Genomic DNA, 22,204 nt, shown 5'->3' with positions numbered 1-22,204 from the left:
GCGACCCGCCTCGCCCGGGCCGGGACGTCAGCTCCCGGAGTGCCGGTCCAGGAAGGCGTACACGTCGTTCTCGTCCACCCCGGGGAACGTCCCCGTGGGCAGCGGCGCCAGGATCTGCGTGTGCACCACCGCGCTGGGCCACGAGCGGTCGGCCCACCGCTCGGCGGGCTCACGGGCCGGCAGGCGGCAGCAGCGGGGGTCGGGGCAGGCCGAGCGGGTGCGTGCGGTCGTCTCGCGTCCCCGGAACCACTTGGCCTGGTCGAACGGCACGCCGAAGGTGATGGAGAACTCGCCGAGCGAGGTGGTGCCCGTCTGGGTGGACGCCCAGTAGGTACCGACCGGGGTGTCCACGTACTGGTGGTTCTCCGCGCTGCGGTCGCGCCGGCCGAAGGCGGCCCGCGCCGGCCAGTGCCGGCACACGATCTGCCCGGCTGACGCACCGGTGCTGTCCGTCGGGAGCGGGAAGCCGTCGTTCTCGTAGCCCTTGTACAGGGCGCCGTCCTCCCCCACCCGCATGAAGTGCACCCGCAGGTCCAGGTGCGAGGTCAGCAGGTTGGTCATGCGTTGCGCCGCCGTCTCGTGCGTCACGCCGAACGCGTCGCGCAGGTCCTCCACCGCGAGGTTCTTGGCCTTCTTGGCCCGCTCCAGGAACGGGACCGCGGCGAACTGCGGCATGAGGCACGCGGCGGCGAAGTAGTTGATCTCGATGCGTTGCCGCAGGAAGTCGGCGTAGCTGATGGGTCGCTCGTGGCCGAGGACCCGGTGGGCGATCGCCTGCAGCGCCAGGGAGCGCAGCCCGTGGCCCCCGGGGATCGAGGCGGGCGGCAGGTAGATCCGTCCGTTGGCCAGGTCGGTGACGGTGCGCGTCGACGGCGGGAGGTCCGGCGTGTGCACCAACGTGAAGCCCAGGCTCTCGGCCATCTGCGCGACGCTGCGGTGGCTGAGCGCCCCGGTCGTGTAGCCGCTGCGGCGGACCAGGTCCCCGGCGACCTCCTCGATGGGCGGCAGCCAGTTGTCCCGCTGGCGCATCCACCGGTGCAGCACCGTCGTGGCCCGGCGCGCCTCCTCGGGCGTCGCGACCGCGGCGTCCGTCCGGCGGGCGAGCTCCTCGTGCAGGCCGACCAGCGCCTCCAGCACGTCGGTGGGCAGCGTGCGACCGGGACGGATCTCCGGCAGGCCGAGAGCGGCGTAGCTCGCGCGCCGCTGCCCCCGGTCGAGCGCGATCTCCAGCGCCGCGCGGCGCGACGGCGGTTCGACGGACAGGAACGAGGCCGTCGGAACCCCGAGCGCGGTCGCGATCGCCTGCAGCAGCGTGACGCGCGGCTCACGCCGGCCGTTCTCGACGAGGGAGAGCTGGCTGGGGCTCACCCCGACCGCCGCGCCGAGCTGGTCGAGCGTCATGCCGCGTTCGGTCCGGACGTGCCGGATGCGGCGACCCAGCGTCAGCAGGTCGTCGGCCTCCGCCGCCGCACCCGTGGTCTCCGGCACGGCGATCACCGGGCCGGTCAGGGCGGCCTGGCTGGTCCGGCGGACGGCGTCGATCGACATGGCATGACGATATCGAAAGATCCGCGTTTCTTGCGGCCACCAGCACGGTTCCTCGTGGCCCGGACGGTGCAATCGTCAAGACCGTCCGCGATGTTGCAAGAGAAGGAGCACCCGATGACGTCCCTGGCCGAACCGAGCCTGACCGTGAGCGGTCAGCACCTGGCGCAGCGGAACGAGCGCCTCGGCACCTGGGTCGAGGATGTCGCCCGCCTGACCCTCCCCGACCGGGTCGTGTGGTGCGACGGGTCGGCACGGGAGTACCAGGAGCTGTGCGACCTGCTCGTCGACGCCGGGACGTTCGTGCGGCTGAACCCCGAGCGGCGGCCGCGGTCCTTCCTCGCACGGTCGGCCCCGGGGGACGTGGCGCGGGTGGAGAGCCGGACGTTCATCTGCTCGGAGCGCCAGCAGGATGCGGGTCCGACGAACAACTGGCGGGACCCCGCCCAGATGCGCGCCGAGCTCGACGGTGTGTTCGCGGGCTCCATGCGGGGCCGGACGATGTACGTGGTGCCGTTCTCCATGGGTCCGGTCGGGTCGCCGCTCGCCGAGATCGGCGTGGAGCTGACCGACTCCCCCTACGTCGTGGTGAGCATGCACCTGATGACGCGCGTCGGGGCGGCGGTGCTGGAGCAGCTGGGCTCGGACGGGGACTTCGTGCCCGCCGTGCACAGCGTCGGGATGCCGCTGGTCGACCCCGACGGCACGGCACGGGCGGACGTGCCGTGGCCGTGCAACGAGACGAAGTACATCGTGCACTTCCCGGAGAGCCGCGAGATCTGGTCGTTCGGCTCGGGGTACGGCGGGAACGCCCTGCTCGGCAAGAAGTGCTTCGCGCTGCGGATCGCCTCGGTGATGGGCCGCGACGGCGGCTGGCTGGCCGAGCACATGCTCCTGCTGCGGCTGACCAGCCCCGAGGGACGCGACTACCACCTCGCCGCGGCGTTCCCGTCCGCGTGCGGCAAGACGAACCTGGCGATGGTGCGTCCCACCCTGCCGGGCTGGTCGGCCCAGACGCTGGGCGACGACATCGTCTGGATGCGCCCCGGCCCGGACGGCGGCCTGCGCGCGATCAACCCCGAGGCCGGGTTCTTCGGCGTCGCCCCCGGCACGGGCGAGACCACCAACCCCACCGCGATCGCCATGGTCGCCAGCGACACGATCTTCACCAACGTCGCGCTCACCGACGACGGCGACGTGTGGTGGGAGGGGCTGACCGAGCGGGTCCCCGACCACCTGGTCGACTGGACGGGGCAGGACTGGACCCCCGGCTGCGGTCGGCCGGCAGCCCACCCGAACTCCCGGTTCACCGTTCGCGCGGACCGGTGCCCGGCGATCGCCCCGGACTGGGAGGACCCGGCCGGCGTCCGGGTCGACGCCATCCTGGTCGGCGGCCGGCGGGCGACCAACGTGCCACTGGTCACGCAGGCCCGGGACTGGGCCCACGGCGTGTTCCTCGGCGCGACGATCTCCTCCGAGCAGACGGCCGCCGCCGAGGGCACGGTCGGCACCCTGCGCCGGGACCCGTTCGCCATGCTGCCGTTCTGCGGCTACCACATGGGCGACCACTGGGCGCACTGGCTCGAGGTCGGCGCCCGGCTCGGAGCCGGCGCCCCGGCGATCTTCGCCGTGAACTGGTTCCGCAAGGGTGCCGACGGCCGGTACCTGTGGCCCGGGTACGGGGAGAACTCCCGGGTGCTCGCGTGGGTCGTGGGGCGGCTGGAGGGGTCGGCGGCTGCCGTGGACTCCCCCGTCGGCCTGCTGCCCGCCCCCGGCGCGCTGGACGTCACCGGGCTCGACGTCGACGCCGACCAGGTGTCCGAGCTGCTCGACGTCGACCCGGCCGCCTGGCTGGTCGAGGCGGACGCCACCGCCGAGTGGTTCGAGACCTTCGGCGACCGGCTGCCGCCGCAGGTCGCGGCCGAGCTGACCGGACTTCGGCAGCGCCTGGTGGAGCGCCTGTGACGGGGGCGACCCGGCCGGCGGACGGAGCGTGCGTCTGACCTGGTGCTCAGTCCTGGGGCGACAGCTCCGCGGTGGCGAGGTGCTCGCGCAGCGCGCCGTCGAGGGTCTCGATGTCGCCCTGCTCGACCAGCTGCGCCAGGCGGCGATGGTCCTGCAGGATCCGCTCGGCGTTCGGCGCGCTCGCCGCACGCCGGGCGGTCAGCAGCACCTGCCGCGCGCGCAGCTTGTCGTAGAAGTCGAGCAGCACGGGATTGCCGCCTGCGACGACGAAGGACCGGTGGAACTCGACGTCCACCTCGACGAACCGCGCGAGGTCGCCCCGCGCGAGCTGGTCCGCCTGGTCGTCGACCAGTGCCGTGAGGGTCCGCGCGAGCGCCCGGCGGTCCGCCTCCGGCAGCGATCGCACCGACGCGTACTCGACGGCGTGCCGGGCCTGCGTCACGTGGCGGGACTCCTCCGGGCCGATCTGCCGGACCAGCGCGCCGCGCTGCGGGTAGATGGTCACCCAGCCCTCGTCCTGCAGGCGCACCAGGGCGGTCCGGACCGGCGTGCGGCTGACCCCGACCCGGGCGGCGAGGTCGTGCTCGCTGACCATCGAGCCCGGGGCGATCTCCCCGCTGGCGATCGCCTGGCGGATCTCCTGGAGCGCCCGCTGCGCGGCGCTCGGCGTCTGCGACACCACCACGTGCCCCCTCGTTCCCGCTGGTCGACCCCCAGTCTGTCCCACTCGGGTCGCGGGGGTAGCCTGACTGGTATCCCAGTTGGATTCCAGTAGGACGGCGGTCGGATGTCGGAGGCGACGGTGGGCCTGGGCCCGTGGACGGGAGCGGACCGGCGGACGGGACGGGCCCGCCCCTGGCGGACGGTCGCCCCGGCGGTGTTCGCGGCAGCCTGGGGCGGCAACCACTTCACGCCGCTGATGCTGATGTACCGGCAGCACGACGGGTACACGACGATGGCGGTGGACGTCGTCTTCGCGGCCTACGTCGCGGGCCTGGTGCCGGGCTTCCTGCTCTCCGGCGCGCTGTCGGACCGGTACGGCCGCAAGCGGGTGATGGTGCCGGCCGTGGTGCTGGGCATCGCCGCGAGCGCGGCCCTGGCCACCGGCGTCCACACCCTGCCGCTGATGTGCCTCGGGCGGCTGCTGTCCGGGCTGAGCGTCGCCGCGGCGATGGTGGTGGGCACCAGCTGGTTGCGAGAGCTGTCGCAGGGTCCGTGGGAGCAGGGGGCGGACGACGGCACGGGAGCCGCACGCGCCTCGGTGACGCTGACGCTCGGGTTCGGTGTGGGCGCCGGGGTGTCGGGTGCGCTCGCGCAGTGGGCGCCCGGGCCGTCCGTCCTCCCCTACGTCGTGCACGTGCTGCTGTCGCTCTGGGCGCTCGCCGCCCTGGTCGCAGCCCCTGAGACCCGACGGTTCGACGCCGACATCCGCTCGCTGCTGGCGGACCTGCGCGTGCCGGCGGCGTCGCGCCGTCGGTTCCTGCTGGTGCTGACCCCGCTGGCGCCGTGGGTGTTCGCCGGCGCCGCGCTGGCGTACGCGGTGCTGCCCGCGCTGCTGCACCGGGCCAGCCACGGTGCGGACGTCGCCGTCGCGGCGGTGCTCGCACTGGTGACCCTCGGCACCGGCGCGCTGGTGCAGGTGGGTCTGCGGCGGCTGCCGCCGGCGCGGCGCCGGCACGCGCCGCACGTGGGGATGGGCGCGATGGCGGTCGGTGCGGCGCTGTGCGCCCGGGCGGCGGTCGCACCGACGTTGTGGCTGGCGGCGGTCACCGCGGTGGTGCTGGGGCTGGGCTACGGCATCTGCATGGTGACCGGCCTGGTGGAGGTGCAGCGGCTGACCGACGAGGAGCACCTGGCCGGGCTGACGGGCGTGTACTACAGCCTCACGTACCTGGGGTTCACGCTGCCCGTCGTGCTCGCCTGGCTGCAGCCGGTCGGCGGCTATCCCGCGCTGCTGACCGCCGTCGCGGTGCTGGCCGTGGTGTGCGGCGCCGTCGTCGCCGTCGCGCGGCGGACGATCCCCGTGCCGGACTGGCCGGACGAGTCGGCGGCGCCGTGGCTGGAGCGGGTGGGCGCCCGATGACCACGTGGCTGACCGAGTGCGGGTGGCGGCGCCGCCCGACCGAGGCCGACGAGGCGCAGCTCCTCGCGGCGGCCCGGGACGAGCTCAGTGAGCGCGGGTACGACGGGATCACGCTGACGGGCGTGGCCGCGCGCGCGGGTGCGCGCCGAAGCACGGTGCACCGGCGGTGGTGGACCCGGGCGGAGCTGGTGGTCGACGCGCTGGCCGACGCGCAGCCGGCAGCGACCGAGGCCGCCGTACCCGACACGGGCTCGGTGGCCGACGACCTGCGCGCGCTGCGGGCGGGCGCGCGCGAGGACGCGCTCTGGCGTGCTCTGCCCAGACTGCTAACGGACGCCGCCGACTCGCCGGAGCTGACCTCGGCGATCCGCGACCGGCTGGTCCAGCCGCGGGTCGCGCGGCTGCGCACGGTGCTGCGCCGAGCGGCGGCCCGCGGCGAGCTCGCGGCGGGAGCCGACCCGGACCTGCTGGCCGAGGTGCCCGCCGCGATGGTCACGTACCGGTTGCTCGTCGGCCGGGAGCCGCTCGACCCTGCCTTCCTCGAGGCGGTCCACGAGGGGCTGCTCGTGCCGGCCGCCACGGGCTGCGCCGCGCACTGACGGCGCGGGACCCGGCGGGCACGCCGGACCACGTCTGTCTGGGCCCGGATTGCGTCCGGGGCGGCGGCTCCGGCGTCCGGGAACCGTCAGGATCGGCGCCCGGCGCCGACCCCGGTGGATCAATGGTCGTGACGGCCATGGTGGACGTCCGGCCTGCGGGCCGTGGACGGCGAGGGGTGCGCACGCGATGGCGGACCTGGCGTTCGTGGTGCTGACCGCCCTGTGCTTCGTGGTGCTGGGGCTGCTGGTGCATGGGTTGGAGCAGCGGTGAACGCCGAGACGTGGGTCGCGCTGGCGATCGCCGCCGCGCTGGCCGGCTACCTGCTGTACGCGCTGCTGCACCCGGAGCGGTTCTGATGAGCGCCGGGGCAGCGGCGGTCGGCCAGGTCGCGATCGTCGTCGCCGTGCTGGCAGCGGTGCACGTGCCACTCGGCGACTACCTGGCACGCGCGCTCGAGAGCTGTCGGCACCTGCGCGTCGAACGGTGGGTGTACCGGCTGTGCGGCATCGACCCGGACGCCGACCAGCGCTGGGGCGTGTACGCGCGGTCGCTGCTGGCGTTCTCCGGCGTCGGCGTCCTGGTGCTGTACGGGCTGCAGCGGGTGCAGGCGCACCTGCCGCTGTCCCTCGGCATGAGCGCCGTGAACCCCGCGACCGCGTGGAACACCGCCGCCTCGTTCGTCACCAACACCAACTGGCAGTCGTACTCGGGCGAGCAGACCATGGGCCAGCTGGTGCAGATGGCCGGGCTGGCGGTGCAGAACTTCCTGTCCGCGGCGGTCGGCCTGGCGGTGGCGGTCGCGCTGGTGCGCGGGTTCACGCGCAGCCGTACGAACCGGATCGGCAGCTTCTGGGTGGACGTCGTCCGCTCCGTGGTCCGCGTCCTGCTGCCCCTGGCCGTGCTCGCCGCGGTGGTGCTGCTGGCCGGCGGCGTGGTGCAGAACCTGACCGGCGTGCACGACGTGACGACGTTGGCCGCGGGCACGCAGCACCTGGTCGGGGGCCCGGTGGCCTCCCAGGAGGCGATCAAGGAGCTGGGCACCAACGGCGGTGGCTACTTCAACGCCAACAGCGCCCACCCGTTCGAGAACCCGTCGGCGTGGACCGACCTCGTGGAGATCGTCCTGCTGCTGATGATCCCGTTCTCCCTGCCGCGGACGTTCGGCACGTTGGTGCACGACCGGCGGCAGGGCGCGGCGATCCTCGCCGTGATGGGCACGCTGTGGGGTGCCGCGGTGGCCGTGACCACCTGGGTGGAGCTGCGCGGTCCCGGAGCGGTGCCGGCGCTGGCGGGCGCCGCGATGGAGGGCAAGGAGGTCCGGTTCGGGCCGGCCGCGTCCGCCCTCTTCGCCGCCTCGACCACCGGCACCTCGACCGGCGCGGTGAACGCCGCGCACGACTCGCTGACCGCCCTCGGCGGCGGCGTCGCGATGATGAACATGATGCTGGGCGAGGTCTCCCCCGGCGGGGTCGGCACCGGGCTGTACGGGATGCTCGTCGTCGCGGTGCTCGCCGTGTTCCTCGCCGGCCTGATGGTGGGGCGCACGCCGGAGTACCTCGGCAAGAAGGTGGGCCGCCGCGAGGTCACCCTCGTCGCGCTGTCGATCCTCACCATGCCGGCCATCGTGCTGGTGGGCGGCGCGCTGACCGCCGGGGTCCCCGCGCTGCGGGCCGCGGCCATCGGCACCGGCGGCCCGCACGGGCTGAGCGAGGTCCTCTACGCCTACGCCTCCGCCGGGAACAACAACGGCTCCGCCTTCGGCGCGTTCACCGCCTCCTCGACCTACCAGGAGGTCGCGCTCGGCATCGCCATGCTGCTGGGCCGGTTCGTGCCCATCGTGCTGACGCTGGCGCTTGCCGGCTCGTTCGCCGCGCAGCGGACCGTGCCGCCCGGCGCGGGCACGCTGCCCACCCACACGCCGGTGTTCGTCGGGCTACTGGTGGGCGTCGTCGTGATCGTCGCCGGCCTGACCTTCTTCCCCGCACTCGCGCTCGCACCCTTCGCCGAGGCCCTGTCATGACCGTCACCGCGCTGCCAGCCCCCGCTCCCGACCTGCCGAGCACCCGACCCCCGGCCGGGGCGTTCGAGCCGCGGCAGCTGCTCGCCTCCCTGCCGCAGGCGCTGCGCAAGCTCGACCCGCGCCACCAGCTGCGCTCCCCCGTGATGTTCGTGGTCTGGGTGGGCGCGGCGCTGACCACGGTGCTGGCGGTGCTGCACCCCAGCGGGTTCGCGTGGGCCATCACCTTGTGGCTGTGGCTGACGGTGGTGTTCGCCAACCTGGCCGAGGCGGTGGCCGAGGGGCGGGGACGGGCCCAGGCGGCGTCCCTGCGCCGCACCCGCACGTCCACCACGGCGCACCGGCTCCGCGCGGACGGCACCCTCGAGGACGTCCCCGGCGTGGCGCTGACGGTCGGCGACCGCGTGGTGGTGACCGCGGGCGAGGTGATCCCCGGCGACGGCGACGTGGTCGAGGGCGTGGCGGCGGTCGACGAGTCCGCGGTGACGGGCGAGTCCGCGCCGGTGATCCGCGAGTCCGGCGGCGACCGGTCGGCCGTCACCGGAGGCACCCGGGTCCTGTCCGACCGGATCGTCGTGCAGATCACCGCCAAGCCGGGCGAGACGTTCCTGGACCGGATGATCGCCCTGGTCGAGGGCTCGGCCCGGCAGCGCACCCCCAACGAGATCGCCCTGACGCTGCTGCTGGCGTCGCTGACGCTGATCTTCCTGCTGGCCGTCGTCACGCTGCAGCCGCTCGCCACCTACTCCGGCCGGCCGCAGTCGATCACCGTGCTGGTGGCCCTGCTGGTGTGCCTGATCCCCACCACCATCGGCGCGCTGCTGTCCGCGATCGGCATCGCCGGCATGGACCGGCTGGTGCAGCGCAACGTGATGGCCCTGTCAGGTCGGGCGGTCGAGGCGGCCGGGGACGTGGACGTGCTCCTGCTGGACAAGACCGGCACCATCACGCTGGGCAACCGGCAGGCCGTCGAGCTGGTGCCGGCGGACGGCGTGGAGGCGGACCGGCTGGCGGACGCCGCGCAGCTCTCGTCCCTGGCGGACGAGACGCCGGAGGGCCGCTCGATCGTCGTGCTCGCCAAGGAGGAGTTCGGGCTGCGCGAGCGGCCGGCGGGCCAGCTGGGCCAGACCACGTTCATCCCGTTCTCGGCGCAGACCCGGATGAGCGGGGTGGACCAGTCCGGCCCGGACGGCACCCGGTCGATCCGCAAGGGGGCTGCCAGTGCGGTGATGGCCTGGGTGCGCGAGCACGGCGGCCACCCGACGGCCGACGTGGGCGAGGCGGTCGACGCGATCGCCGGCTCCGGCGGCACCCCGCTGGTGGTCGCGGAGCTGGTGGGCGACGGGCCGGCGCGGGCGCTCGGCGTGGTGCACCTGAAGGACGTGGTGAAGTCCGGCATGCGCGAGCGGTTCGCGCAGCTGAGAGCGATGGGCATCCGGACGGTGATGATCACCGGCGACAACCGGCTGACCGCCGCCGCGATCGCCGACGAGGCGGGGGTCGACGACTTCCTCGCCGAGGCGACCCCGGAGGACAAGCTCGCGCTGATCCGCACCCAGCAGGCCGACGGGCGGCTGGTCGCGATGACGGGCGACGGCACCAACGACGCCCCGGCGCTGGCTCAGGCCGACGTCGGGGTGGCGATGAACACCGGCACCTCGGCCGCCAAGGAGGCCGGGAACATGGTCGACCTCGACTCCAACCCGACCAAGCTGATCGAGATCGTCGCGATCGGCAAGCAGCTGCTGATCACCCGCGGGGCCCTGACCACGTTCTCCATCGCCAACGACGTGGCCAAGTACTTCGCGATCATCCCGGCGATGTTCGCCGGCCTGTACCCGCAGCTGCAGGCGCTGAACGTGATGCACCTGCACTCGCCACAGACGGCCGTGCTGTCGGCCGTCGTGTTCAACGCCCTGATCATCGTCGCGCTGGTGCCGGTGGCCCTGCGCGGGGTGCGGTACACCCCGTCCAGCGCCGCGGCCCTGCTGCGCCGCAACCTGCTGGTGTACGGCCTCGGCGGGATCGTCGTGCCGTTCCTCGGCATCAAGGCGATCGACCTGCTCGTCACGCTGCTGCCCGGTCTGTGAACCGGGACGGAACGGGAACCTCCATGACCTCCTGGCTGCGTCAGCTGATGGCGGCGCTCAAGGTGCTGCTCGTCGCGACGCTCGTGCTCGGCGTCGCCTACCCCCTGCTGGTGCTGGGCGTCGGCCGGCTGATGCCCGCCCGCGCCGACGGGTCGCTGGTGCGCCTCGGCGGCACGGTGGTCGGCTCCGCCCTGATCGGCCAGCCGTCCGGCGGCGACCAGTGGTTCCAGCCGCGGCCGTCGGCTGCCGGCGACGGCTACGACCCCCTGGCATCGGGCGGCTCGAACCTCGGCCCGAACGACCCTGGCCTGCTGGCCACGGTGCAGCAGCGACGTCAGCAGGTCGCCGCACGCGAGGGCGTCGACCCGGCCGCGGTGCCGGCGGACGCCGTGACGGCGTCGGCCTCCGGGCTCGACCCGGACATCTCCCCCGCCTACGCGCGGCTGCAGGTGGCCCGCGTCGCGCGGGTGCGCGGCCTGGACCCGGCCGTGGTCCGCGCGCTGGTGGACGCGCACGTCGAGGGGCGCACCCTCGGCGTGCTCGGCGACCCGCACGTCAACGTGCTGCAGCTGAACGTGGCGCTCGCCGCGCTGCCCGCCGCTGCGGCAGGGTGAGCACGTGGGCAACGCGGATCGGCGGCGCGGGACGCTGCGGGTCTTCCTCGGCGCGGCCCCCGGCGTCGGCAAGACCTACGCGATGCTCGACGAGGCGCAGCGCCGGCACGAGCGGGGCGTCGACGTCGTCGCCGGCCTCGTCGAGACGCACGGCCGCGAGCAGACCGCCGCCCAGCTTGCCGGCCTGGAGGTGCTCCCCCGGCGAACGATCGCGTACCGCGGCACCAGCTTCGGAGAGCTCGACGTCGATGCGGTGCTGGCCCGCCGCCCGGAGGTCGCCCTGATCGACGAGCTGGCGCACACCAACGTGCCCGGCAGTCGCAACGCCAAGCGCTGGCAGGATGTCGAGGAGGTGCTCGACGCCGGCATCGACGTGGTCACCACGGTGAACATCCAGCACCTGGAGTCGCTCAACGACGTGGTCGAGTCGATCACCGGCGTGCACCAGCAGGAGACCGTGCCGGACGAGGTGGTGCGCCGCGCCGACCAGATCGAGCTGGTCGACATGAGCCCGGAGGCGCTGCGCCGCCGGCTGGCGCACGGCAACGTCTACCGGCTCGACAAGGTGGACGCGGCGCTGACCCACTACTTCCGCCCCGGCAACCTCACCGCGCTGCGCGAGCTCGCCCTGCTGTGGACCGCCGACCGGGTCGACGACGCCCTCGCCCGCTACCGCGAGGAGCACGACATCGCGGAGCTGTGGCCCGCCCGTGAGCGGCTCGTGGTCGCCGTCAGCGGCGGTCCGGAGACGGAGACCCTGGTGCGCCGGGGGGTGCGGATCGCGTCCCGCCCGGCCGGTGGTGAGCTGCTGGTGCTGCACGTGTCCCGCGGCGACGGCCTGGCCGGTGCCGGTCCCGAGGCGCTGGCGCGGCACCGGACGTTCACGGAGAGCCTCGGCGGCACCTGGCACAACGTCGTCGGGGACGACGTCGGGGCGGCGATCCTCGACTTCGCCCGCGGGATGAACGCCACCCAGGTGCTGCTCGGCGCCACCCGCCGCCGCGGCCCCCTCGGCCGCCTGGCACCCGGCGTGGTGCCGCGGGTCATCCGGGGCGCCGGCGACATCGACGTGCTCGTGGTCACCCACGAGCGTGCCGGCGGCGGCCGCCCGGTCCGGGCTCGCCGGCCGGGACTGTCGGCGCGCCGGGTGGCGACCGCCTGGGCGCTCGCTGTCGCGGGGCCCGTCCTCCTCGGGCTCGCGCTGCGGCAGGCGCAGGCCGCGGCGACCTCCCTGCCGACCGTCCTCATGCTGTTCCTCGCCCTGACGGTCGGCGTCGCGATCGTCGGCGGCGTGGGCCCGGCGCTGTGCGCCGCCGTGCTCAGCGGCCTGCTCAGCAACTACCTGTTCGTCCCGCCCGTCGGCACCCTGACCATCACGCAGCCGCAGAACGCCGTGGCCATCGCCGTCCTGATCGCCGTCGCCGTCGCCGTCTCGGCAGTGGTGGACCTCGCCGCCCGGCGCAGCGTGCAGGCCGTCCGCGCCCGCGGCGAGGCGGACACGCTCGCCTCCGCCTCCGCCGCCGTGCTCCGCGGCACCGACGCGGTGCCAGCCATGCTCACGTCGCTGCGCGAGGCCTTCTCCGTCGACGGCGTCACCCTGCTGACGCGTGCGGACGAGACCTCCGCCTGGGCGCCCGCGCACAGCACAGGGCTGGCGGCCCCCGACCCGTCCGAGGCCGACGTCACCTTCGTCCCCGTGCACCCCACGCTCGCCGTCACGCTGCGGGGACGTCCGCTGTCGGCCGAGGACCTCCGGGTCGTCGCCGCGGTCGGCGTGCACGCCGCAGCCGCGCTCGAGCGCGACGCCCTGCAGGCCCAGGCCAAGGCCGCCCGACTGGAGCGCGAACGGACCGCGACCCGGACCGCGCTGCTCGCGGCCGTCTCCCACGACCTGCGCACCCCCTTGGCGGCGATCAAGGCCGGGGTCACCGCGCTGACCAGCAGCGGGGACATGCTCCCGCCGGCCGACCGGGACGCCCTGCTGGACGACCTGACCACCAGCACCGACCGGCTGCAGGCGCTGATCGACAACCTGCTGGACATGAGCCGCCTCGACGCCGGCGCCGTCACCGTGGCCCGCACCCCCGTCGCCCTCGACGAGGTGGTGCTCACCGCGCTGGCCCCGCTCGACGACGAGCGGCTGACCATCGACGTCCCCGAGGACCTGCCCCTGGTCCGTGCCGACGCCGGGCTGCTCGAACGTGCCGTCGCCAACCTGGTGGAGAACGCGCTGCGCTACACCTCGGGCCCCGTGCGCGTCGTCGCCGGTGCGCTTCCGGGCTCGGTGGTGCTGCGGGTGGTGGACCAGGGGCCCGGCGTCCCGGACGAGGACAAGCCGGCGATGTTCACCGCGTTCCAGCGCCTGGGCGACAACCCGCGCGGTCACGGCCTGGGCCTGGGGCTCGCCGTGGCGCGAGGCTTCGTCGAGGCGAACGGCGGCACGCTCGACGCCGAGGACACCCCGGGCGGAGGCCTCACGATGGTGGTCACGCTGCCCCTGGAGGCCCCATGACCCGCGTTCTGGTGGTCGAGGACGACCCGGCGCTCGCCCGCGCGCTGGCGATCACCCTGCGCGCCCACCGGTACGACGTCGTCGTCGCCCACACCGGAGCCGCCGCGCTGGACGCCGCCGGCGGCGGCCACGTCGAGCTCGTCGTGCTGGACCTGGGGCTGCCCGACCTCGACGGCATGGACGTGCTGCACGCGCTGCGCGGCTGGACGAGCGTGCCGGTGGTGGTGCTGTCCGCCCGGCAGACGGCCGACGACAAGGTCGCCGCGCTGGATGCCGGCGCCGACGACTACCTGACCAAGCCGTTCACCATGGACGAGCTGCTCGCTCGCCTGCGGGTGGCGGTCCGGCACGCGGTCCCCGAGACCGCTCCCGTGGTCGAGACGGCGACCTTCACCGTCGACATCCCGCACCACCGCGTCACGCGCGACGGCGAGGACGTGCGGGTCACGCCCACCGAGTGGCACCTGCTCGAACAGCTCGCCCGCAACGTGGGCAAGGTGGTGGGCCGCCGCGAGCTGCTCACGGAGCTGCGCGGGCCGCACCTCGACCGGCAGACGCACTACCTGCGCGTGTACGTCGCCCAGCTGCGGCGCAAGCTCGAGCCCGACCCGGCCCACCCCCGGCACCTGCTCACCGAACCGGGCGTCGGCTACCGACTGGTGCCCTGACCCGCGTCGACGGTCGCCGCGTCCTCACGCGCGGCGAGGATCTCCGGGACGTGGGTCTCCGCCCACTGGCGCACGGCGCTGAGCGGCTCCCACAGCGACCAGCCGAGCGGCGTCAGCGCGTACTCGACGTGCGGCGGGTTCGCCGGGTGCTCGGTGCGGCTGACCAGCCCGTCCTGCTCGAGGCTGCGCAGCGTCTCGACGAGCACCTTCGGGGTGATGCCCTCGATGCGCGTCTTGAGGGCCGTGAACCGCATGGGCCGCTCCGCGAGCGCGGTGACCACGAAGACGGTCCAGCGCGCGCCGATGCGGTGCAGCACGGTCCGACTGGGACAGCTGGCCGCCATCACGTCGTACGCCTTGCCCATCGCCGCCTGGTTTCGTTGAAGTAACCGGTATCAAAACCATACCGTGACTCGTCGACGGGGACCGACGAGGTGAGGAGTCGCAGGTGGCGCAGGCAGGGCAGAGCGTGCTGGCAGGGCAGCGGCTGCTGGCAGGGCAGAGCGTGCTGGTGGTGGGCGGAGGACGGCACCTGGGCGCGGCAGTGGCCCGCGCGGCCGCAGCCGCGGGGGCCGGCGTGGTGATCGGTGCCCGGGACGTGCAGCGGGCTGCCGCCGTCGCGGCCGGGCTGCCGGGGGCGCGGGCGATCCGGCTGGACGTGGCCGACGAGGAGACGGTCGCCGCAGCGGCGGCCGAGCTGGGCGGGGTGGACCACGTCGTGGTCACCGCCGCGGCGCACCACAACGTGCCCGTCGCCCAGCTGGAGCACGACCGGGTGGTGGCCGCCCTCGAGGCCAAGGTGGTCGGGCCCATGCTGCTGGCCAAGCACCTCGCGCCGACCATGCCGTCGACCGGCTCGTTCGTGCTGTTCTCCGGCGTCGCAGCCTGGGCGCCCGCCGCCGGGTACACCGTCATGGGCATCACCAACGGCGCCGTGTCCTTCCTCGCTCGCCACCTCGCCAAGGAGCTCGCACCGATCCGGGTCAACGCGATCTCCCCCGGCATCGTCGACTCCGGCACGTGGGACGAGCTCGGGCCTGACGGCAAGCGGGGCCTGCTCGAGGCCGCGGCCGCGTCGAACCTGGCGGGACGCGCCGGAACCAGCGACGACGTCGTCGAGGCGGTCCTCTGGCTGCTCGGCGCCGGGTTCGTCTCCGGCGAGACGATCCACGTCGAGGGCGGGGCGCGCCACGCATGACCGCCAACTCCTACCCGTTCGACGGCAAGGCGGTGCTGGTCACCGGCGGCGGGAGCGGCATCGGGCGCGCCATCGCCCGGGCCTTCGCGGACAACGGCGCCTCCGTGGCCGTCCACGGCCGACGGCTCGACGCCCTGGAGGACACCGTCCGCCCCTACCCGCTCGAGAGGACGCTCACCGTCCCTGGTGACCTCGTCGAACCGGGCGCCGCGGCAGCGGCGGTCCACGCCGTGCGCGGGCGGTTCGGCCGGCTGGACGTCGTCGTCTCCAACGCCGCCGCCTACGCCGGCGGGGACCTCACCGACCTCGAGCCGGACGCGTGGGAACGCCTGCGCGCGACCAACGTCGACGCCTTCTTCCACCTGGCCCAGGCCGCGCTGCCGGTGCTGGCGGAGGGCGGCGGCACCCTGGTCGCGATCACCTCGGTCTCGGGGCTGCGCGGCGACTGGCAGCAGGCGGCCTACAACGCCACCAAGCACGCCGTCACGGGGTTCGTCCGGTCGCTCGCCCTGGACTGGGGCGAACGCGGTGTGCGGGTGAACGCCGTCGCGCCCGCGTTCACCCTGACCGAGATGACCGCCGGCCTGGCGAGCACGCCGCAGCAGCTGGCCCCGTTCGTCGAGCGCATCGCACTGGGTCGCCCCGGGCTGCCGGAGGACGTCGCGCCCGCCGTGCTGTTCCTCGCGTCCGACGACGCGGCCTACGTCACGGGAGCCGTGCTGACCGTGGACGGCGGCACCAGCGCATCGACCGGTCAGCCGCACGTGCTCGCAGCCGAGGGCTGAGGTGCGCGACCGGGCCTCGGCCACGCGCCGGGGCCCGGTCGCGAGTCTGAGGCGAGGATGGGCGCACGTCCGTCCCCGTCCCGAAGGAGCCCGCCCGTGGCCGTCGCGCTCGAGATCGCCGTGCAGGACCCCGAGGGCGTCGCGGCCGCGGTCGCCGGCGGCGCCGACCGGATCGAGCTGTGCACCGCGCTCGCACTGGGTGGCCTGACGCCGTCGGCCGCGCTGGTCCGGGCGGCCGTGGCCGCCGGGCGGCCCGTGCACGTGCTGGTGCGGCCGCGTGCCGGGGGGTTCGAGTACAGCGAGGTCGAGCTCGCGGTGATCCTCGACGACGTGCGCAGGGCCCTCGACCTCGGCGCGCACGGCGTGGTGGTCGGCGGGGTGCGCGGCGACCGGATCGACACGTCGTTGGTCGAGCAGGTCCGGGCGCTCGCCGGGTCGGCGGAGGTGACGTTCCACCGGGCGTTCGACACGCTGACGGACCTGGAGCCGGCCCTCGAGGCGCTCGCCGGCCTCGGCGTGGACCGCGTGCTGACCTCGGGCGGCGCCAGCCGGGTCGCGGACGGGTTGGCGCAGCTCGAACGCCTGGTGGAGCGGGCCGACGGTCGGCTCCAGGTGATGGCGGGGTCCGGAATCGACGCGTCCACGGTGCGGGAAGTGGTGGCGACGGGCGTCGCCGCGGTCCACGCGTCGGCGAAGCGGACGGTGGTCGAGGCGTCCTGGGTGGACCTGGGGTCGCTGGCGCAGGCCGGCTCGTCGGCGCGGGAGGCGACGGACGAGGCGTCGGTCCGGGCGCTGCGCACGGCGCTCGACGAGGTCCGTCGGACCAGCTGACGGGCGGGATGACGGTCCCATCCGCGCGCCGAAACCCGCCCCTACCCTGACCTCATGGGTCACGGGCGCTCGTACCTGGCCGAGCTCGTCCGGATCAACGACACGTTGATCTGGTCGCAGGACCGCACCGACTCCTTCGTCGCTGCGGTCGAGATCATCCGCGACATCATGGGCGCCCGCCTGGCGCCGACCTACCTGCAGGACGAGGCCGGCAACCTGCTGGTGCTGGTGACGGACGACCAGACGCGGGACGCCCTCGGCCCCCACTTCGCGACCATGCCGGCGCACGAGCACGTGCGACCGCCGTGGATCAACCCGCAGGAGTGGCCGGTGTCCGCGGCCGACCACCTGGCCGACCCCGCGTGGGCGCTGCTGCCCGACGACTTCAAGGCGTGGTTCGGCGAGTCCGGCGTGGTGGTGTCGATCCACGCCGACGGCAGGCACCTGGGCGCCGTGCTGCTGTGCTTCGACGGGCCGTGGGCGCTGACGACGACCCGCAAGGAGTTCCTCGCCGCGGCCGGACGGATCCTCGGCAACGCGGTGTACCGGTGGCAGGTCGCCGGACGGGAGCGCGAGCTCGGTGCGCTGGAGGAGCGGCGCCGGCTCAGCGACGAGCTGCACGTCGACCTGTCCCAGCAGCTCGCCGCCCTCGGGCTGCACGCCGGGGTGATGCAGCTGGACGCCGCCGCACGGGACGTGGACCGGCTGGTGGCGGACGTGGACCACCTCGAGCAGCTCGTCTCCACCGCCAACCGCAGCCTGCGGCACCAGATGCTCGGCCTGCGCGCCGACGCGGAGATGGTCAAGGGCACCTTCGTCGCGCAGGTGCGCTGCCACCTGGACAACTTCGAGCGGCAGTTCGGCATCCCGGTCACGCTCGAGTGCACCGGTGACGCCGACCAGGTGCCGCTCGCGGTGGCGGCCCAGCTGATCCGCGTGCTGCAGGAGGCGCTGGCGAACGTGCACCTGCACGCGCACGCCGCGGCCGTGACCGTCCGGCTGCTGCCCACCTCCACGCGCATCCGCCTCGAGGTGGAGGACGACGGCAACGGGTTCGACCCCACCTCCGTGCCGGACTCCCGGCTCGGCGTGCAGATCATGTCCGAGCGGATGCAGCAGGTGGACGGTGTGGTGCGGTTCGGCCGGGGTGCCGCGGGCGGGACGCTCGTCACCGCGGAGGCGCCGCTGCGCCGCGCGGGCTCGTCGTCGGCCATGCCGTCGCGCGTCGGGGTGGCGTCATGACGCCGACGACCGTGCTCGTGGTGGACGACCACGCGCTGTTCCGCGACGGTCTGACGGCGCTGATCAGCCGGTGGGACGACTTCGTGGTGGTCGGCACCGCCGCGGACGGCGCCGAGGCGATCCGGCTGGCCCGGTCCCTGCGGCCCGGGCTGATCCTGATGGACGTGCGGATGGAGCCGGTCGGCGGCGTCGAGGCGACCGCGGCGATCACCGCCGCCGACCCGGACGTCCGCGTGGTGATGCTGACCATGTCGAGCCTCGGCGAGGACGTGTACCAGGCGCTGCGCAACGGCGCGCACGGGTACCTCAGCAAGGACGAGCGTGCCGACCGGCTGCACGAGTACCTCGCGGGGCTGATGCGCGGCGAGGCGGCGATGTCGTCCACCATCGCGGCGCGGGTGCTCGCCGAGTTCGGCCTGCCGGGCGGCTCCGGCACCCCGCTCCCGCCGGCCCACGAGCGGCTGACCCACCGCGAGCGCGACGTGCTGCGGTTCCTGGTGGACGGGCTGTCCAACGAGGAGATCGCCCAGCAGCTGTTCCTGTCCGAGGCGACGGTGAAGAAGCACCTCGGCAGCATCATGACCAAGCTCCACGTGCGGAACCGGGTGCAGGTGGCGGTGTTCGGCGTGCGGCAGGGCATCGTCCGCTAGCACCTCCCGGCCGGTCTGTTCGCGGGCTGCGGCTCGCGCGCCGGTGCCCCCGGTCCCGGTGGACCGGCCCCGGCAGAGGTAGCCGATCGGCTACCCCGGCGTACCCGGTCGGTGCTGGTCCGCCCCTGCGCCCCGCCGGTTGACTCGAGGCAGTCACGGTGCGCGCAGACGCGCGCCGTCCGGCTCGAGCGAAGAGGCGTCGATGAGGGCAGTGGTGGCGTACGCGTGGGCCCGGTCGGCCGCAGGGGCGATCGTGCACGCGGACGGTGGGGTCGAGTGGCGCAACGCCCGGCCCGTCGCCGGTGAGGACGACCCGGCAGCGGTCGCCGCGGCCCTGGCGGTGGCCGGCCCGGACGGCGAGGTCGTCGGGCTGACGCTCGGCGACGCGGACGCCAGCTGGGCGCTCGCCCGCGGCGCCGCCCGTGCGGTGCGGGTGACCGATGCGCCGGCGTCCGACGACGAGGGCGTCACGGCCGCGGTGATCGCCGCGGGCGTCCGGTCGGTGGCGGACGTCGACGTGGTGGTGGTCGGCGACAGCGAGGAGCACCCCGGTGTCGCGGCCGCCGTCGGCGCGCGGCTCGGCTGGCCGGTGGTGGCGGGCGTGGTGTCCGCCGCACCGTCGGGTGCCGGGATCGAGGCGGTCCGGCGGGCCGGTGACGTGCAGGAGACCGTCGTGGTGACCTGCCCGGCCGTGCTCGGCGTGGCGGCGGAGGGTGCGGAGAGCCGTACCCCCGGCATGAAGGAGCAGCTCGCGGCCCGCAAGCGGCCGGTGGTGACGACGACGCTCGCCGAGCTGGGCGTCGACACGCTGCCCGCCGCGGTGGTCCCGGGGGGCACCCGGCTGCCGGAACAGGCCCGGACCAGGGTGTTCGAGGGAGAACCGGAACAGACCGCGCGGCAGCTGGTCGCCGCGCTGCGGGCCGAGGGGGTCCTGTGATGAGCGACGACACCTGGCTGCTGGCCGCCGCCGGCACCCACCTGAAGGGCGCCGTCGCCGCGGCACGTGCAGCGGGTGGCCGGGTCACCGTGCTGGCCGTCGGCCCGCGGGAGCTGGCCGACGCCGCCGCGGCCGCCGCACCCGACGAGGTCCGGTGGCTGGAGACGGCCGACGACCAGCCGGCCGAGGCGTGGGCCGCAGCTCTCGCCGCCGAGGTGGCCGCCGCGGCGCCGCACGTGGTGCTCGCGCCGTCCGACCCCGCCTCGCGCACCCTGCTGGCGGCCGCGGCCGTCCCGCTCGGCGCGGCGCTGCTGACGCGGGTGCTGACCGTGCGACCGCAGGGAGACGCGCTGGTCGTCGACCGTTCCTCCCTCGGCGGCGCCGTGGTGGAGACCCTCACCGTGCACGGTCCGCTGGCGGCCGTCCTGGAGGACGCCGACGACGCAGCGCCGGCGGCAGCACCGGCCACCGTCGCTCCCCTGGCGCCCGCCGGGGCGCCCGCACCGATGCAGGTGAAGCGGGAGCCGCTGCCCGGTGCCGCCGCCGGCATCCGGGACGCCGCCCGCGTCGTCTCCGTCGGCCGCGGCCTGCGGTCCAAGGACGACCTGGCGCTGCTCGACGGCCTGCTCGCGGCGCTCGGCGCGGAGCTGGCGTGCTCGATGCCGGTCGCCGACGACCTGGGCTGGGTGCCCAAGGAGCGGTACGTCGGCCGGTCCGGCCAGCACATCGCCCCGCGCCTGTACCTGGCGCTCGGCATCTCCGGGATGCCGCAGCATCTGGAGGGCGTGCGCGACGCGAAGGTCGTCGCCGCGGTGAACAACGACCCGGCAGCTCCCATCTTCCGCACGGCCGACTACGGCGTGGTGGGCGACCTCTACGAGGTGGTCCCCGCGCTGGTCGCCGCCCTCGCCGAGTAGCGGTCGCTCGTCGCACCACAGGTCACGTCACAGTCACACCACGAGAGAAGAGAACGAGATGTCAGAGCAGTTCGACGTCGAGTACGACGTCGTCGTCGTCGGTGGCGGCGGCTCCGGGCTGTCGGCGGCCGTGCAGGCCGCGCAGAACGGGCTGACGGTCGCGGTGCTGGAGAAGATGCCGCAGCTGGGCGGCTCCTCGGCGTTCGCGGAGGGTCACGCGGCGTTCGAGTCCGACGAGCAGATCAAGCGCGGCATCCACGTCTCCAAGGACGAGGGCTTCCGCGCCTACCTGGACTACAGCCACTGGCGTGCCGACGCGGCGATCGTCTCCCGGTTCGTGGAGAACGCCGCGACCACCATCGTGAAGATGCGCGAGCTCGGGGCGGTGTACGAGGAGGTCATCGTCACGGCCGAGGACCAGCCCGGTGAGCTGGTGACGTGGCACATCCCGCGCGGCGAGGTGGCCCACGTGCTCGAGCTGATGGAGGCCCGGGCCCGCGAGCTCGGCGTGGAGATCTACCTGCAGACCGCCGCGCAGAAGATCCTCATGGCCGACGGCCACGTCACCGGCATCGTCGTCACGGACGCCGACGGCGAGCAGGTGCGGATCGGCGCGAAGGCCGTGATCGTCGGCACCGGCGGCTACGCCAAGAACCCCGAGATGATCAACCGCTTCTCCACGTGGGACTGCGGCGACCAGATGATCAACGTCGGCGGTGAGGGCAACACCGGCGACGGCCTGTCCATGATGTTCGAGGTCGGCGCCGTGCCCTGGTCGTCGATCGGCACCATGCTGCTGTTCCCGTTCATGCGCGGGAAGACCGTCACGTCGCACACCAACACCGCCGGCTTCCAGCCGTACCTGTGGGTCAACCGCGAGGGCCGCCGCTGCACCAACGAGATCTGCGGCCTGAACTTCGGCAACGCCGGCGACGTGGTGGCGGGCCTGCCGGGCAGCATGTTCTGGACGATCCTCGACACGGCGCAGGTGAACCACCTGGTCACCGACGGCTGCGAGGTGGGCCTGGGCGTGTACGTGCGCACCGGCGAGAAGCTGGTCAACCTGCCCGCCGAGCTCGAGGCGGACGTCGCCGCCGGCACGGTCTTCAAGGCCGACACGCTCGCCGAGCTCGCACCCCAGCTCGGTGTCGACCCGGAGGTGCTCACCAGCGAGGTCGCGGCGTACAACCGGGCCTGCGCCGAGGGCAAGGACACCAAGTTCCACAAGGAGAAGTACCTGATCCCGGTGCAGGAGGGCCCGTTCTACGCCATCAAGATGGAGCCCGGGATCATGGTCACGATGGGCGGCATCAAGATCAACGAGAACATGCAGGTCATCAACGGCGAGGGTGAGCCCATCCCCGGCCTGTACTCCGTCGGCTGCGACGCGGGCGGCCTGTTCGGCGACTCGTACATCCTCACCGTCCCCGGTTCGGCGAACGGCTTCGCGCTGACCTCCGGCTGGCTGGCGGCCGACCACGCCGCGGAGACGATCAAGAAGCTCGTCACCGTCTGAGACGGCGGGGCGGGGCCGGTCTCGTCCTCCCCGA

General features: G+C 74.3%; 20 protein-coding genes. 17 read left to right on the top strand and 3 right to left on the bottom strand.

The features are described 5' to 3' along the window. Positions 1 to 27: 27 nt before the first annotated feature. Entirely contained in the window at positions 28 to 1,548 is a 1,521-nt protein-coding gene (locus ACFQTY_RS05565; RefSeq protein WP_378098371.1) for a helix-turn-helix domain-containing protein, read from the bottom strand. Between the two features lie 114 nt (positions 1,549 to 1,662). On the opposite strand from ACFQTY_RS05565, the gene ACFQTY_RS05560 reads away from it, so the two are divergent. Beyond that, positions 1,663 to 3,510, top strand: a complete 1,848-nt coding sequence (locus ACFQTY_RS05560) for a phosphoenolpyruvate carboxykinase (GTP) (RefSeq protein ID WP_378098368.1) — start codon at positions 1,663 to 1,665, stop codon at positions 3,508 to 3,510. Between the two features lie 46 nt (positions 3,511 to 3,556). Here the strand turns inward: ACFQTY_RS05560 and ACFQTY_RS05555 are convergent, their stop codons facing one another. After that, the gene (locus ACFQTY_RS05555; protein ID WP_378098365.1) at positions 3,557 to 4,195 is read right to left on the bottom strand and encodes a GntR family transcriptional regulator; all 639 of its coding nucleotides are present in this window, start codon (positions 4,193 to 4,195) and stop codon (positions 3,557 to 3,559) included. Between the two features lie 102 nt (positions 4,196 to 4,297). Between ACFQTY_RS05555 and ACFQTY_RS05550 the strand changes: the two genes are divergently transcribed. The 8 genes from ACFQTY_RS05550 to ACFQTY_RS05515 all read left to right on the top strand — a co-directional run bounded on the left by ACFQTY_RS05550 (position 4,298) and on the right by ACFQTY_RS05515 (position 14,094). Then, positions 4,298 to 5,593: an MFS transporter gene (locus ACFQTY_RS05550; RefSeq protein WP_378098362.1), complete on the top strand. Its 1,296-nt coding sequence runs from the start codon at positions 4,298 to 4,300 to the stop codon at positions 5,591 to 5,593. Next, positions 5,590 to 6,192 carry a TetR/AcrR family transcriptional regulator gene (locus tag ACFQTY_RS05545; protein WP_378098359.1) on the top strand — a complete coding sequence of 201 codons (603 nt, stop codon included), beginning with the start codon at positions 5,590 to 5,592 and terminating at the stop codon, positions 6,190 to 6,192. The genes ACFQTY_RS05550 and ACFQTY_RS05545 overlap by 4 nt, the downstream gene beginning before the upstream one ends. 267 nt (positions 6,193 to 6,459) lie before the next feature. Beyond that, positions 6,460 to 6,549, top strand: coding sequence for a K(+)-transporting ATPase subunit F (kdpF, locus tag ACFQTY_RS05540; RefSeq protein ID WP_263729417.1), 90 nt, complete (start codon positions 6,460 to 6,462; stop codon positions 6,547 to 6,549). Then, the gene (kdpA, locus tag ACFQTY_RS05535) at positions 6,549 to 8,213 is read left to right on the top strand and encodes a potassium-transporting ATPase subunit KdpA (RefSeq protein ID WP_378098355.1); all 1,665 of its coding nucleotides are present in this window, start codon (positions 6,549 to 6,551) and stop codon (positions 8,211 to 8,213) included. Before kdpF ends, kdpA begins: the two co-directional genes overlap by 1 nt. Next, positions 8,210 to 10,300 (top strand): potassium-transporting ATPase subunit KdpB, encoded by a 2,091-nt coding sequence (gene kdpB, locus ACFQTY_RS05530; protein ID WP_378098352.1) that lies wholly within the window; start codon positions 8,210 to 8,212, stop codon positions 10,298 to 10,300. The genes kdpA and kdpB overlap by 4 nt, the downstream gene beginning before the upstream one ends. A gap of 23 nt (positions 10,301 to 10,323) precedes the next feature. After that, a complete protein-coding gene (gene kdpC, locus ACFQTY_RS05525; protein WP_378098349.1) occupies positions 10,324 to 10,914 on the top strand; it encodes a potassium-transporting ATPase subunit KdpC in 591 nt (196 codons plus the stop codon). Between the two features lie 4 nt (positions 10,915 to 10,918). Further along, positions 10,919 to 13,426, top strand: coding sequence for an ATP-binding protein (locus ACFQTY_RS05520; protein ID WP_378098346.1), 2,508 nt, complete (start codon positions 10,919 to 10,921; stop codon positions 13,424 to 13,426). After that, positions 13,423 to 14,094 carry a response regulator gene (locus ACFQTY_RS05515; protein ID WP_378098343.1) on the top strand — a complete coding sequence of 224 codons (672 nt, stop codon included), beginning with the start codon at positions 13,423 to 13,425 and terminating at the stop codon, positions 14,092 to 14,094. The genes ACFQTY_RS05520 and ACFQTY_RS05515 overlap by 4 nt, the downstream gene beginning before the upstream one ends. On the opposite strand, the gene ACFQTY_RS05510 is transcribed toward ACFQTY_RS05515, so the two are convergent. Further along, positions 14,076 to 14,459 carry a winged helix-turn-helix transcriptional regulator gene (locus tag ACFQTY_RS05510; RefSeq protein WP_378098340.1) on the bottom strand — a complete coding sequence of 128 codons (384 nt, stop codon included), beginning with the start codon at positions 14,457 to 14,459 and terminating at the stop codon, positions 14,076 to 14,078. The genes ACFQTY_RS05515 and ACFQTY_RS05510 overlap by 19 nt on opposite strands. 83 nt (positions 14,460 to 14,542) lie before the next feature. Here ACFQTY_RS05510 and ACFQTY_RS05505 point away from each other — a divergent pair, with 83 nt between their 5' ends. The 8 genes from ACFQTY_RS05505 (at position 14,543) to ACFQTY_RS05470 (ending at position 22,170) form a co-directional block, all read left to right on the top strand. After that, positions 14,543 to 15,292: an SDR family oxidoreductase gene (locus ACFQTY_RS05505; RefSeq protein WP_378098337.1), complete on the top strand. Its 750-nt coding sequence runs from the start codon at positions 14,543 to 14,545 to the stop codon at positions 15,290 to 15,292. Further along, positions 15,289 to 16,077 (top strand): SDR family NAD(P)-dependent oxidoreductase, encoded by a 789-nt coding sequence (locus ACFQTY_RS05500; RefSeq protein ID WP_378098334.1) that lies wholly within the window; start codon positions 15,289 to 15,291, stop codon positions 16,075 to 16,077. The genes ACFQTY_RS05505 and ACFQTY_RS05500 overlap by 4 nt, the downstream gene beginning before the upstream one ends. 96 nt (positions 16,078 to 16,173) lie before the next feature. Then, positions 16,174 to 16,908: a copper homeostasis protein CutC gene (locus ACFQTY_RS05495; RefSeq protein ID WP_378098331.1), complete on the top strand. Its 735-nt coding sequence runs from the start codon at positions 16,174 to 16,176 to the stop codon at positions 16,906 to 16,908. Positions 16,909 to 16,962: 54 nt separating this feature from the next. Further along, on the top strand, positions 16,963 to 18,150 hold the full coding sequence (locus ACFQTY_RS05490) for a sensor histidine kinase (RefSeq protein ID WP_378098328.1): 1,188 nt from the start codon (positions 16,963 to 16,965) through the stop codon (positions 18,148 to 18,150). Next, a complete protein-coding gene (locus ACFQTY_RS05485) occupies positions 18,147 to 18,800 on the top strand; it encodes a response regulator (RefSeq protein WP_378098325.1) in 654 nt (217 codons plus the stop codon). Before ACFQTY_RS05490 ends, ACFQTY_RS05485 begins: the two co-directional genes overlap by 4 nt. Before the next feature lie 202 nt (positions 18,801 to 19,002). Then, a complete protein-coding gene (locus ACFQTY_RS05480; protein WP_378098322.1) occupies positions 19,003 to 19,737 on the top strand; it encodes an electron transfer flavoprotein subunit beta/FixA family protein in 735 nt (244 codons plus the stop codon). Continuing rightward, the gene (locus tag ACFQTY_RS05475; protein WP_378098319.1) at positions 19,737 to 20,654 is read left to right on the top strand and encodes an electron transfer flavoprotein subunit alpha/FixB family protein; all 918 of its coding nucleotides are present in this window, start codon (positions 19,737 to 19,739) and stop codon (positions 20,652 to 20,654) included. Before ACFQTY_RS05480 ends, ACFQTY_RS05475 begins: the two co-directional genes overlap by 1 nt. Positions 20,655 to 20,712: 58 nt before the next feature. Next, positions 20,713 to 22,170, top strand: coding sequence for an FAD-dependent oxidoreductase (locus ACFQTY_RS05470; RefSeq protein WP_378098316.1), 1,458 nt, complete (start codon positions 20,713 to 20,715; stop codon positions 22,168 to 22,170). Positions 22,171 to 22,204 lie beyond the last annotated feature (34 nt).

The organism is Cellulomonas sp. T2.31MG-18 (genome assembly GCF_964266755.1).
Classification (GTDB): domain Bacteria; phylum Actinomycetota; class Actinomycetes; order Actinomycetales; family Cellulomonadaceae; genus Cellulomonas.
This window is presented reverse-complemented; position numbering and strand designations above follow the sequence as displayed.